12 protein-coding genes are annotated in these 12455 nt (G+C 50.5%); 5 read left to right on the top strand and 7 right to left on the bottom strand.

What is annotated here, in order from left to right:
- Positions 1 to 282: 282 nt before the first annotated feature.
- From AB4876_RS05240 to AB4876_RS05220, 5 genes are all read left to right on the top strand, one after another.
- A complete protein-coding gene (locus tag AB4876_RS05240) occupies positions 283 to 696 on the top strand; it encodes a MerR family transcriptional regulator (protein ID WP_368380594.1) in 414 nt (137 codons plus the stop codon).
- A gap of 54 nt (positions 697 to 750) precedes the next feature.
- Positions 751 to 1920 (top strand): isovaleryl-CoA dehydrogenase, encoded by a 1170-nt coding sequence (locus AB4876_RS05235; RefSeq protein WP_368380593.1) that lies wholly within the window; start codon positions 751 to 753, stop codon positions 1918 to 1920.
- Between the two features lie 142 nt (positions 1921 to 2062).
- The gene (locus tag AB4876_RS05230; RefSeq protein ID WP_368380592.1) at positions 2063 to 3670 is read left to right on the top strand and encodes a carboxyl transferase domain-containing protein; all 1608 of its coding nucleotides are present in this window, start codon (positions 2063 to 2065) and stop codon (positions 3668 to 3670) included.
- A gap of 83 nt (positions 3671 to 3753) precedes the next feature.
- On the top strand, positions 3754 to 5760 hold the full coding sequence (locus AB4876_RS05225) for an acetyl/propionyl/methylcrotonyl-CoA carboxylase subunit alpha (RefSeq protein WP_368380591.1): 2007 nt from the start codon (positions 3754 to 3756) through the stop codon (positions 5758 to 5760).
- Positions 5757 to 6659, top strand: coding sequence for a hydroxymethylglutaryl-CoA lyase (locus AB4876_RS05220; RefSeq protein WP_368380590.1), 903 nt, complete (start codon positions 5757 to 5759; stop codon positions 6657 to 6659). The genes AB4876_RS05225 and AB4876_RS05220 overlap by 4 nt, the downstream gene beginning before the upstream one ends.
- 87 nt (positions 6660 to 6746) lie before the next feature.
- Here AB4876_RS05220 and nhaA read toward each other — a convergent pair whose 3' ends face one another.
- The 7 genes from nhaA to AB4876_RS05185 all read right to left on the bottom strand — a co-directional run bounded on the left by nhaA (position 6747) and on the right by AB4876_RS05185 (position 12407).
- Positions 6747 to 8099 (bottom strand): Na+/H+ antiporter NhaA, encoded by a 1353-nt coding sequence (gene nhaA / locus AB4876_RS05215; protein WP_368380589.1) that lies wholly within the window; start codon positions 8097 to 8099, stop codon positions 6747 to 6749.
- Between the two features lie 179 nt (positions 8100 to 8278).
- Complete coding sequence (locus AB4876_RS05210; protein ID WP_368380588.1) at positions 8279 to 8527, bottom strand: DUF2789 family protein; 249 nt, start codon at positions 8525 to 8527, stop codon at positions 8279 to 8281.
- A gap of 268 nt (positions 8528 to 8795) precedes the next feature.
- Positions 8796 to 9743, bottom strand: coding sequence for a DNA-3-methyladenine glycosylase 2 (locus AB4876_RS05205; protein ID WP_368380587.1), 948 nt, complete (start codon positions 9741 to 9743; stop codon positions 8796 to 8798).
- Between the two features lie 286 nt (positions 9744 to 10029).
- Complete coding sequence (locus AB4876_RS05200; protein ID WP_368380586.1) at positions 10030 to 10743, bottom strand: 2OG-Fe(II) oxygenase; 714 nt, start codon at positions 10741 to 10743, stop codon at positions 10030 to 10032.
- A gap of 133 nt (positions 10744 to 10876) precedes the next feature.
- Positions 10877 to 11440 carry a CBS domain-containing protein gene (locus AB4876_RS05195; RefSeq protein WP_301027266.1) on the bottom strand — a complete coding sequence of 188 codons (564 nt, stop codon included), beginning with the start codon at positions 11438 to 11440 and terminating at the stop codon, positions 10877 to 10879.
- Between the two features lie 56 nt (positions 11441 to 11496).
- A complete protein-coding gene (locus AB4876_RS05190; protein ID WP_368380585.1) occupies positions 11497 to 11784 on the bottom strand; it encodes a hypothetical protein in 288 nt (95 codons plus the stop codon).
- 92 nt (positions 11785 to 11876) lie between these two features.
- Positions 11877 to 12407: a hypothetical protein gene (locus AB4876_RS05185; RefSeq protein WP_368380584.1), complete on the bottom strand. Its 531-nt coding sequence runs from the start codon at positions 12405 to 12407 to the stop codon at positions 11877 to 11879.
- Between the last annotated feature and the right edge of the window lie 48 nt (positions 12408 to 12455).

Raw genomic sequence — 12455 nt, 5'->3', positions numbered from 1 at the left:
ACAATAGGATCCTTACAAAGTTAAGCTAGCGGCAAAGTGTCCACCCTTGCGAGCTTATGTACTTTGTTGACAATAAACCGGAGTTGGATCGACCATTATACCGTAATTAGCGGGCAATTATCTTGTTTGCTTTATCCAAGCAGCAACATACTAATCCTGACAGATAAATTTAGCTGCGCACTAAACAGCCAAACCACTTAGCCACTGGATTCAACCCACAGTTGACGTTAACGTAAACTAGAAGTAAAGTGTTCGCTAAATTAATTCTGCGAACTAGACCCTATGCCAAACCGACGCTACAGCATTTCCGATCTTGCCTCGGACTTTGACATCACTACCCGCACTATTCGCTTTTACGAAGAGAAAGGCCTGCTCAACCCCGAGCGCAAAGGCCAAACACGCATTTATAGCGCCGCCGATCGCATCAAACTAAAGCTCATTCTGCGCGGTAAACGGCTGGGCTTGTCCCTCGAAGACAGCAAAGACATTATCGAGATGTACCACCCAGAGCATGACAACAGCCCCCAGCTCATTAAATTAATCGACAAAATTCGCGAGCGCCGGCGCTTAATAAAAGAGCAATTGCGGCAGCAGCTTCAAGACCTCAACGACATGATCTCGGAGTTAGACCAAGCCGAAGAACGCTGTGTCGAGGCACTTAACGACATGCAAAAAAAGCCCAGTAAAACCGCATAAACACAGCATTAAACGGCCACATAATTTAATAACGCAAACACACAGGTGATTCCCATGAGTTCTAGCTACCCCTCTCTTAATTTTGGCCTTGGCGAAGAAATCGACATGTTGCGCGACGCCACCTACCAATTTGCGCAGGCCGAGATAGCCCCCCGCGCCGAAAGCATCGACAAAGATAATGCCTTCCCAATGGATTTGTGGCGCAAAATGGGCGACATGGGGCTATTGGGCATTACCGTTAGCGAAGAGTTTGGCGGCAGCGACATGGGCTATTTGGCCCACGTTATTGCCATGGAAGAAATCAGCCGCGCCTCCGCCTCGGTGGGCCTGTCCTACGGCGCGCACTCCAATCTGTGCGTTAACCAGATTTATAAAAATGGCAACCAAGCCCAAAAAGAAAAATACCTGCCCAAACTGTGCTCCGGCGAACACATTGGCGCCTTGGCGATGTCTGAGCCCAATGCCGGTTCCGACGTGGTTAGTATGAAACTGAGAGCCGACAAGCAGGGCGATCACTATGTGCTTAACGGCAATAAAATGTGGATCACCAACGGCCCCGACGCCAACACCTACGTGATTTATGCCAAGACCGATATCAATGCCGGCCCGCGTGGCATGACGGCATTCATAGTAGAGCGCGACTACCCCGGCTTTAGCCGCTCACCCAAGCTCGACAAACTCGGTATGCGCGGCTCCAACACCTGCGAACTGGTGTTTGATAACTGCAAAGTGCCCGCAGAAAACATTCTTGGTAAAGAAGGCGAAGGCGTTAAAGTTTTAATGAGTGGTCTGGACTTTGAGCGCACGGTTTTGTCTGGTGGTCCTACTGGCATTATGCAGGCCTGCATGGACGTGGTGGTGCCCTATTTACACGACCGCAAACAGTTTGGCCAAAGCATTGGTGAATTCCAGCTCATGCAGGGCAAGCTCGCCGATATGTATACCGAACTCAATGCCAGCCGCGCCTATTTATACGCGGTAGCCCGCGCCTGTGATCGCGGCGAAGCCAGTCGCAAAGATGCCGCTGGGGTAATTCTTTACGCAGCCGAAAAAGCCACACAAATGGCGCTACAAGCGATTCAAACTCTCGGCGGCAATGGTTACACCAATGAATTTCCCACCGGCCGTTTACTGCGCGACGCCAAACTCTATGAAATTGGCGCCGGCACCTCAGAGATTCGCCGCATGTTAATCGGCCGCGAACTGTTTAAAGAGACTGTATAAATCTAGCCACTGCGATTTTAAATACGGGCCACCCTAAAAACAAAAACACGGTGTGGTGGCCTTAACAAAACACGTTCTCGCCCTAGCGAGAATATGAATAACAGTATTTTGACCCATATAAAACGAAATACAGGCAGCCACCATGACCGTACTGAAATCGACAATTAATCCCCGCGATGCCGGTTTTCTCGAAAACACCGAGCACATGCAAGCGCAGGTCGACGACCTCAAAAACATTGTGACCAAAATCAGCCGCGGCGGCGGTGAAAAATCTCAGCGCCGCCATACCGAGCGCGGCAAGTTACTGCCAAGGGAAAGAATCAGTGCTCTTGTCGATGTCGGCACGCCCTTTCTAGAATTATCGCAATTAGCTGCTTACGAAGTTTACGAAGAAGAACTCGCCGCGGCGGGCATCATTACCGGCATTGGCCGCGTCTGCGGGCAGGAATGCATGATTATCGCCAACGACGCCACAGTTAAAGGCGGCAGCTATTTCCCCCTTACAGTGAAGAAGCATTTACGCGCCCAAAGCATCGCCCAAGAAAACTTCTTACCCTGTATTTATTTGGTCGACTCAGGCGGCGCCAATCTACCCCGCCAAGACGAAGTATTCCCAGACCGCGAACACTTTGGCCGCTTCTTTTTTAATCAGGCCAATATGTCGGCCATGGGCATTCCTCAAATCGCGGTGGTCATGGGCAGCTGCACGGCAGGTGGCGCTTACATTCCGGCGATGGCCGACGAATCCATTATAGTGCGCGAACAAGGCACCATCTTTCTTGCCGGCCCGCCACTGGTAAAAGCCGCCACAGGTGAAGTGGTTAGTGCCGAAGACCTCGGCGGCGCCGATGTTCACTGCCGCACCTCAGGGGTTGCCGATCACTACGCCCAAAACGATCACCACGCGCTGCAATTGGCGCGCAATGCCGTAAAACGTTTAAATCGCCGCAAACCAATTGAACTCGACATTGCGCCCAGCGAAGAACCCGCCTACCCCGCCAAAGACATTTACGGCATTGTGCCTAAAGACAGTCGCAAACCCTATGACGTGCGCGAAATTATCGCTCGCATTGTGGATGCCTCTGACTTTGACGAATTCAAAGCCCTGTACGGCACCACGTTAATCTGTGGCTTTGCCCGCATATTTGGCTACCCCGTGGGTATTATCGCCAATAACGGCATACTATTTTCTGAATCTGCGCAGAAAGGCACGCATTTTATTGAGCTGTGTGCCCAACGCAAAATTCCCCTGATCTTCTTGCAGAACATCACCGGCTTTATGGTCGGCCAGCAATACGAAGCCGGCGGCATTGCCAAGCACGGCGCCAAAATGGTAATGGCAGTTGCCTGTGCCAAAGTGCCAAAGCTTACCGTACTTATTGGCGGCTCCTTTGGCGCCGGCAACTACGGTATGTGCGGCCGCGCCTACGACCCGCGCTTTATGTTTATGTGGCCCAATGCGCGCATCTCGGTAATGGGTGGTGAGCAAGCCGCTGGCGTTATGGCGCAAATAAAACGCGACCAATATGAGCGCGACGATAAAGACTGGCCCGCCGAGGAAGAAAAAGCCTTTAAACAGCCAATTCTCGACACCTACGAAAAGCAGGGCCACCCATATTACGCCTCGGCGCGGCTGTGGGACGACGGTGTTATCGACCCCGCCGACACCCGCATGGTATTGGGCTTGAGCTTGTCTGCCAGCTTAAACAAGCCAATTGAAGACACAAAATTTGGCGTATTCAGAATGTAGTGCCTTGAGCTTTCAACACAAGTTACTCAGCACACTTTTCTAGCACTGAATACTGGCTTATTAAATAATACGGAAGCGCAAGCATGTTTACTAAAATTCTGATTGCCAACCGCGGGGAAATCGCCTGCCGCGTTATCAAAACTGCACGCCGCATGGGTGTCCGCACCGTGGCGGTTTACAGCGACGCCGACCGCAACGCCCTGCATGTCAGCATGGCCGACGAAGCCATCCATATTGGCGGCTCCGCAGCGCGAGACTCTTACTTAGATATTGATAAAGTCATCGCCGCCGCAATAAAAACCGGCGCACAGGCCATCCACCCCGGCTATGGATTTTTATCAGAAAACGCGGCCTTTTGCCGTCGCTGCGCCGCTGAAAATATTGTATTTATCGGGCCGCCCACCCCCGCAATCGAGGCCATGGGTTCTAAATCTGCCGCTAAGCAAATTATGGAAAAAGCCGGTGTACCACTGGTACCAGGCTATCATGGCGACGACCAAGATCCGGAAATAATCCGCAAAGCCGCCAACGACATGGGCTACCCGGTATTACTTAAAGCCACGGCTGGCGGCGGCGGTAAAGGCATGCGCCAAGTGTGGAGCGCAGAGGAGTTTGACACCGCCCTTGACGCCGCCAAGCGCGAAGCCATGAACGGCTTTGGCGACGACACCATGCTGGTTGAAAAATACCTTACCCAGCCCCGTCACATCGAAATTCAAGTGTTCTGCGACAGTCACGGCAACGCGGTGTATTTATTTGAGCGCGACTGCTCCATACAGCGCCGCCACCAAAAAGTAATTGAAGAGGCCCCCGCGCCCGGCATGAGCGAAACCCTGCGTGCCGAAATGGGTAACGCCGCAGTATGCGCTGCCCAAGCCATTGATTATGTCGGTGCTGGCACAGTTGAGTTTTTGCTCGATGCCGACGGCAGTTTCTATTTTATGGAAATGAACACCCGCCTCCAGGTAGAACACCCCGTTACCGAAATGATTACCGGTTTAGACTTAGTGGAGTGGCAGCTGCGGGTTGCCGTCGGCGACTTTCTGCCGCTTAAGCAAAATGAATTAACAATTAATGGCCACGCCATAGAAGTGCGGATTTACGCCGAAGACCCTAACAATGAATTTTTGCCCCAAACCGGCAGTCTTCACTTTTTAGAAACCCCAGCGGAATCGGCCCATATCCGTATCGACACCGGCGTGATCGAAGGCGATGAAGTAAGTGTATTTTACGACCCCATGATCGCCAAATTAATTGTGTGGGACACCGACCGCCAACACGCGCTACGGCGTTTGGGTGGCGCCTTAAAGGAATACCGTTTAAATGGCGTGACTACCAATATCGACTTTCTGTACACGCTTTGCCAGCACCCCGCGTTTGCCCAAGCAGAATTTGACACTGGCTTTATCGGCAAGCATGAAGACCAGCTGCTCAATCGGGATATTCCCCAGCTTGGCGACAATCTCGCACTGGCCGCGCTCTATCTCATTTTAAAACAGAAACAGCTTATTGCCGCCCGCGCCTATGGCAGCAGCGACGCTGGCTCGCCCTGGAACAACCCCCACAGCTGGCGTTTGAATCAACCAGCGCAGCATCACTTTGAGCTGCAATTTGGTGACGACGTCGTCTCGGTCTGCGCCACGGCTCTTGATACCGATCCCACCAGTTTCAATATTAAGCACGGCGAACAAGAATACACCGTTAGCGGTGAACTCAACGAGCGCGTATTACAGGCCGATGTCGACGGCCACCGTCAGAGCGCCAGCATCGCGGAGCACGACGGTAGCTTTAGTATGTACACCGCCGAGCGCGCCGTGCAATTTAATATAAAACGACCCGACTTAGGCGACAGCAGTGGCGACGCCTCTGAGAACCAATTGATCGCGCCGATGAATGGCACCATTGTCAGCCATCTATTAGCCGCGGGTAGCACCGTCAGCAAAGGTGACGCCCTGCTAATAATGGAAGCCATGAAAATGGAACACACTATACGCGCCCCCGCCGACGGTATAGTGAAAGCGTTTTATTACCAAGCCGGCGAGCTGGTGAGCGGCGGTGCTGAATTAATTGAATTTGAGAAAGCCGAATGAGCTGCACCGAACTGCCCAGCCAAGTGCGCATTGTAGAAGTTGGTGCCCGTGATGGTCTGCAAAATGAGAGGCAATTGATTGACGCCGCAACACGCGCCCAGTTAATCGATCTACTCACCGACGCCGGTATAAAAAGTATTGAAGCCGGCAGTTTTGTAAATTCTGCGTGGGTGCCGCAAATGGCCGGCACCGAGGACGTGTTCAAGCTGATAAAACGTCGTGACGATGTTCGCTACGTCGCCCTAGTGCCCAATATTCGCGGTTTTGAATACGCGCTAAAGGCACAGGCCAATGAGGTCGCTATTTTTGCTGCCGCCTCGGAAGCCTTTAGCCAAAAGAACATCAATTGCTCAATAGAAGAAAGCATCGATCGCTTTAGCCCCATTATGAGCGCCGCCAAAGCCGCGGGTATTCCGGTGAGAGGCTATGTGTCCTGCGTGCTAGGCTGCCCCTACGAAGGCGACGTAACACCGGCAAAAGTCGCCGAGGTAGTCGCACGCTTATTGGCAATGGGCTGCTATGAAGTGTCCTTAGGCGATACCGTTGGCGTCGGCACCCCCGCCGCCGTTAGTCGCATGCTTAAGGCGGTACTAGAAATTGCCCCCGTCGAAAAATTAGCCGTGCACTTTCACGACACCTACGGTCAGGCATTAACCAATGTCTATGCCTCACTGCAAATGGGCGTTGCCGTTGTCGACAGCTCGATAGCCGGTTTGGGCGGCTGCCCTTACGCAAAAGGCGCCGCGGGCAATCTCGCCACCGAAGACCTAGTGTATATGCTTAATGGCCTTGGCATTGAACATGGCATTGAACTTCCTAAGTTAATCAGTGCAGGTCAATTTATAAGCAATAAGCTCGGGCGAAGAAGCGGCTCAAAAGTAGCCTTGGCTGCCGTTTAAATACAGCAGATGTAAGGCGTCAGCAGTAACACTGATTAGCAAAAATTATAACGTCCTAGCGCCGCTAATGACCTGCGCACTTCACTATCACACATGATCTCTGCTGCTTTTTATTGAAACAAACCGGATATATATCACGCCAAGAATTGCGGAGACAACCGAGGCAAGTAAAATTGACGTTTTGGCTATTTGAAGGTTTTCCGCTTGTGTATCAAACCCTAGAGCGGCAATAAAGGTAGACATCGTGAAGCCAATACCGGCAATCAGCGAAACACCTATAACATGCTGAAAATTAACCCCTCGCGGCAGGCTGCCTATGTTATAGCGCAAGCCTAGCCAGCAGGCGCCCGAAATACCAACAAACTTGCCAATAACGAGTCCAGCAATAACGCCTAATCCAGTTGGGTGCACAAGACTGTCCATGAATGAGTTAAAACTCATTTCAACACCCGCATTTGTTAATGCAAACAAAGGTAATATAAATAGGGCTACGGGCAAAACTAGCGCATCTTCCCAACGACGAAGCGGTGTGCTGGCGCGCTCAGCAAAATCACGAACCTCAAGTATCTTTTCGTGGTCGCCTCTACTACCGAGAACATCCACAGATTTTGTTTTTTTCTGCATTGCGCCGATTTTCAATTTTGTATTATCTAGTAACTCTCTCGACGCCACCTTTGGCCTTGCCGGTACCGTCAAGGCAATGGCCACACCGGCAACAGTTGGGTGAACACCAGACTCAAGCATCGCCCACCACGCCGCGACACCAATAACGACATAAAATAGGGATTGGCGTATCCCTCCATAGTTGGCCAGTGCCAAAACCGCAATGAGGGCGAAGGCACTTAACAAATGTATTATTGAAATTTCCTGAGTGTAAAATATTGCGATAACAATTATCGCGCCAACATCGTCAACAATGGCAAGGCCGACAATAAATGCAAGGAGACTAAGCGGTATATGTTTTCTTACCAGAGTAAGGGCCCCCAATGCAAAGGCGGTATCGGTCGCCATTGGTATACCCCACCCAATTTGTGAGTCAAGCGACCAGTTAAACAGGGAATAAATTATTGCCGGGCAAACCATTCCACCAACCGCGCAGAGAATGAGCATCCGTCTATTTTCTGGTTTGGCAAGGTCTCCGGCAAGTACCTCTCGCTTTATTTCAAGGCCAAGCAGGAAAAAAAATATCACCATCAAACCATCGTTAATAATATGTTTGAGTGAAGCGCTTACTTCATGCTCATTAACAACAAATCCAATCGAGGTGTGTATCAAATTTTGGTAGGTTGATGAATATGCTGAATTCGCCCACCAAAGCGCTACCAAAGTAGCTAGTAATAGTAGCAGGCTAGAAGTTGTCTGCGCGCGAATAAAATTTGAGAAGGGGTCGTGGATATTTTCTAGTCCGCGTTGCAATACATTTTTTGAGTCACTTGGCATTTTTTTACTCTGTACGCAAAACCAAGGTTAGCGCTCCAAAAAATTAATAACACGAATTAGATGGAAGACCGCACACACATCACTGGCTAGGTCGCGATTGTATTTCCAGTAGTGTTCACGCGATGCAAAACTTATTAGAAGTGATACGGGACGCCAAAGCCGTAGAGATTGTCACAAAATCATTTATCTAAGTCTGATCTGCGTAACATAGCGTCTAACTGATCAACTATTTCAGCCCAATCAGCGTCATCATCTTTTGATTGCTGTAAAAGTGAAGATTGCGACGCACTCCAGAAATGCGCTTTATGCAACTCTACGCCACTGGATAGCGGCGCATTAATCTTAATAAAATCTTGAATAGCCTGTTCTGTATTGTCTAGTCCTAGTTGTTTAAATAGACTAGCTAAAGAATGAGCTTCAACTTCCATAATTACCTCTTTATAGCATTTACATGCATAACATTGTAATAATGAGCAAACCCTATGGATCTGAAAAGGCGATTTACCGAAACCACCATACTTGGTTTAAGCGTAAATAGCGCGCTCCTTGTTATTTAAGGCCTATATCTTAACGGTATACCGGCCATTTACGAATTACCACAATTCAACATACGACAAAAATCGATATCTCATAGATCCATCACCAGGCGGGGGTTGCCATGAACCACGTCGGTAGTAATAGCCCGTTTTCGGCGATTCAGGTTATAGCCCACAAATGCGCAGCGGCTAGGGCCCGCCACGGTGAGAATTGTGCTAGCCACTGCTGCGTCTCCAGCTCACTAATTTTATCGTGGCGAGCTAATAGCAATTGAAGATTACGGCGCACAGCAACATCGCCGTGCAGCGAGCCGTCTAAATAAGCGAAGCCCCTCAGCAAAACGTAATTCACCGTCCACGGGCCGATACCCCGGATACCCAGCAATTGGCGGCGAAGTGTTTCGGTGCTGACGTGATCTAATAGCTGATCGTCGCTTGGGGGGAGTTCGAGTTGGCCACACGCTAGTGCCTGTGCCAAAAATATCAAGGTCTGCGCCTTGGTTTTAGACAAACCGACATCGCACAAAGCCGCAAGCTCACTCGCCGCGACCTGCTCAACACTTGGGTGGCAGCGCAAGCCACTCGAATGTAGGCAACCCAGTAATTCAATAAAACGCCGCCGAATCGACACCGCCGCTGCCACACTGATTTGCTGGCCCGTAACCGCCCAGCACAAGGCCTCAAAAGGATTCACCGACAGCGGCACCCGCAGGTTTGGGCGCTGCTTTAATAAACCGCCCAGTTGCGGGTGCTCGCAATACTGTAGAAAGAACGCTTCCACATCTTGATTCAAACCCAGCATCCGTCTCACCATGGCTTGCAGATTTACCTGCCATTGCGCCGCATGCTTAGCCCTAGAGCTTTGCTCTAAAGACATATCAGAATTTAAAACCACTGTCGCCGCTTGAGCGCTAAACTGTATGCTTAAACAAGCTGGGTAGCCTTCCCAAATCAGAGCCTTTTCCAAGGTGCCGAGCAAGGATTGGCTTAGTGCTTCAACCGGCATAACGCAACGCTCAGACACCTGCTCGCTATCACGGCCATGAAACGCGAGTATATCGCCGACCCTGTAGTTTGCTGGCAGCACTAATTCTAGTGAAATTTTCATTATTTGCAGAAGCTCTTCTAAAATCCGCTCATTCTACTTACAGATTTGCCCCTAACGTACAACACTTCCAGCTAAACCTAGCCCCCTTCAGCTGCGAGTACAGTAGTAGAACAGCCCTACCTCTGACACTCAAATGCAGCACGGCCTTCATCCCGCTTTTGAGCTCACCGAGCACCACAGAAATTCAATGGGATGCATTAGCGAGGACTGTCTGAGCCGAAGGCGAGCTCCGCAGCGATCCCATTGAATTTTGTGAGCGCAGGGTAAGTGATAGCGGGCAATTTAATTAGCTCGCATCATGAAAAATCACGCCGAGAGTATGCCGCTCACCACTGCGCAGTTCACTCACCCCGTGACGATGATTGAGCCGGTAAATCCCACGCGTCCCGGTTGCTGGCCGCTGGTGCACGGCAAAAATCAGGGCATCACCTTGGGCCAAGGGTAGCACCTCCGGCCGCGACTGCATTCGCGGCCGCTGCTCGGTCATTACAAATTCACCGCCACTAAAATCCCGCTTTGGGTCAGACAATAACACCACCATTTGCAGGGGAAACACATGCTCGCCGTAAAGGTCTTGATGCAGGCAATTATAGTCACCCGCCTCATACCGCAGCATCAATGGCGTAGGGCTGCACTGCCCCGCCGCGTGGCAGCGCTGGATAAACTCCTCATGAGTATCGGGAAACCGTGTGGCCAAGCCCATCAATTCATTCCAGCGATTGGCCATCGGCACTAAACCCGCATAAACATCACGGCGCAGTTCGGCAACCAAATCGGGCAAGGGGTAGGAAAAATACTGATACTCACCGCGCCCATAACCGTGGCGCTCCATTACGACCCGCTTGCGAAAAAGCGCCTGTTGAGGATATTGCGCAATCACCTCGCGACAGGTTTCTGCGTTAAACAGGCTTTGAATAAGCGCACTGCCGCGGCTATTTAATTGATCTTCTAGCTGAAGCCAGTCAATTTTGACTAAAGAATGATTTTCGGTGGTGACCACGGGGTGTCCTTTTCTTGGGCAGCGGAGTGCAAAAAGAACATTGTGACGAATCGACGCTATTAATACAGCCCGATTCTTGCGGTAATCAATACCGAGTCAATTTAGGGGGCAGAAGCCCCCTATAAGACCGCCCTTAGCGATGTAAAGACGAAAGATACAACTCGGCAAATTTTGGCGGACGCTGAATAGACACATCCATTTTCAATTTTCGGGCGATGTCGCTGGCCGAGATAACACCGCGTATTTGGTGGTGCGAGCGCTCTACCACCAAACAGTGCTGATGACCGTATTGCCTCAGCACATCCAGCACGTCTGATACGGTCATTAACTCCAGCTCCCTAAAATCAAACACCTTTAAATCTTGCCGCTTGCGCATCATGTCATTCACCTGAAGCTCCTCGCGGTTGTAGCCGTCGGCCACTTTTTTGATCATTTCGCTATCGCTAAGGTCCTCTAGCGCGACCACGCCAAGGAAGCTGCCATATTCATCTACAACCAATTTCAGGCGAACATGTGAGCGTTTCATCATGTTCTCGGCTTCTAGCGCCGAGGTCGTGGCATCGATTACCATCGGTTCATGTACTTTAAAATCGGTAAACACCACCATTGCAGGTGAATCACCGTTTAGCTGGTCGAAGTTTTCTGGGTGCGCCAATTGATCGACGCGATCGGCGTCGTATAGTCCAAACTGTTTCATGTTTTTAACTCTCATTAATTAACAGCAACGGCAAATACCGTCGGTTTTGGTATTAATCAGAGTAGTTTTGGCGGCGCGCGAATTGGCGCATTTAGATAAATGCACTGGGCGCCGAGATTTTGCGGGGCATAAACCTGCGGCTGGTCAGGAAAATCAAGGAGAGTATAAGGGGTATTGGTATTAAGCAGTTTTGCGGGCGGGTCTTCGCTACCGGCAAAATCTGCACGGCATTCCGCAGTATCACTAACACTGCCCGCCAGCCAGCTTTTTGCTGAATGATGCCGATCCGCCAGTGCATTGGCGCACAGCAGTACAACGATCATTGCTAACAGACTGCGAAGCATGATTCTCCCGCAAATATGAACAAATTCTTACAGCAGCATAACACAGCTATTAATTCTGTCTATCGAGTACCGACGGGGAGCAGTGATGGGTGTTACTTGTGATTCGGGCCGTGCTTATCGTTTAATAATTCAAGGAACTCTGCCGCCCTTGGCGCGGGAATTAACCAGCTCCGCAGCAGGCCATCGCCACCAAGATGCGGAGGCGAGGTATAGCACACCAGCAAGCCAGCTCCTCGATATCCAAACTGCGTATAAGTGCGGTGGTATGGTAAGTCTCTATACGCTGGCGGTGTATTATCTTGGGGCCATATCGCGTAGTCACATAATTCAGTATTGCTTATATATTCAAAGGGAATATAGGCATTGGCTCGCGAAACATTATCTCGCAGACACAGCATGTATTTGCCATCACCATCTTCACGAATCCAGCTGCGTATGCCCATGGTTCCCCGCGCAAGTATATACGCCGCTCCAAATAGCCCTACAAACCAGAGCAAAATATGATCATGAGTGAATGAGAATAAGCCCACGGTAAATATGGCAACAAAAGCCGCAATAATGAGACTAACCCAAGGCGGGCTTTGGGCACGTTGTTTTTCTATAGTGCGGTTGTTAAATATCAAAAACTACACCGCTCATCGAATCGAAATCGTCCATTGTCGCTCGGTATC

It is taken from the genome of Zhongshania guokunii, from assembly GCF_040892635.1.
Lineage (GTDB): Bacteria > Pseudomonadota > Gammaproteobacteria > Pseudomonadales > Spongiibacteraceae > Spongiibacter > Spongiibacter guokunii.
The sequence above is the reverse complement of the archived record's forward strand: the minus strand, read 5'-3'. Positions and strand labels throughout refer to the sequence as shown.

What these genes read in the sequence shown, in the direction of transcription:
- AB4876_RS05225 (WP_368380591.1), top strand. Translation starts at nt 3,754, where the DNA reads ATGTTTACTAAAATTCTGATTGCCAACCGCGGGGAAATCGCCTGCCGC.
- AB4876_RS05190 (WP_368380585.1), bottom strand. Translation starts at nt 11,784, where the DNA reads ATGCTTCGCAGTCTGTTAGCAATGATCGTTGTACTGCTGTGCGCCAAT.
- AB4876_RS05195 (WP_301027266.1), bottom strand. Translation starts at nt 11,440, where the DNA reads ATGAAACAGTTTGGACTATACGACGCCGATCGCGTCGATCAATTGGCG.
- AB4876_RS05205 (WP_368380587.1), bottom strand. Translation starts at nt 9,743, where the DNA reads ATGAAAATTTCACTAGAATTAGTGCTGCCAGCAAACTACAGGGTCGGC.
- AB4876_RS05220 (WP_368380590.1), top strand. Translation starts at nt 5,757, where the DNA reads ATGAGCTGCACCGAACTGCCCAGCCAAGTGCGCATTGTAGAAGTTGGT.
- AB4876_RS05240 (WP_368380594.1), top strand. Translation starts at nt 283, where the DNA reads ATGCCAAACCGACGCTACAGCATTTCCGATCTTGCCTCGGACTTTGAC.
- nhaA (WP_368380589.1), bottom strand. Translation starts at nt 8,099, where the DNA reads ATGCCAAGTGACTCAAAAAATGTATTGCAACGCGGACTAGAAAATATC.
- AB4876_RS05210 (WP_368380588.1), bottom strand. Translation starts at nt 8,527, where the DNA reads ATGGAAGTTGAAGCTCATTCTTTAGCTAGTCTATTTAAACAACTAGGA.
- AB4876_RS05230 (WP_368380592.1), top strand. Translation starts at nt 2,063, where the DNA reads ATGACCGTACTGAAATCGACAATTAATCCCCGCGATGCCGGTTTTCTC.
- AB4876_RS05235 (WP_368380593.1), top strand. Translation starts at nt 751, where the DNA reads ATGAGTTCTAGCTACCCCTCTCTTAATTTTGGCCTTGGCGAAGAAATC.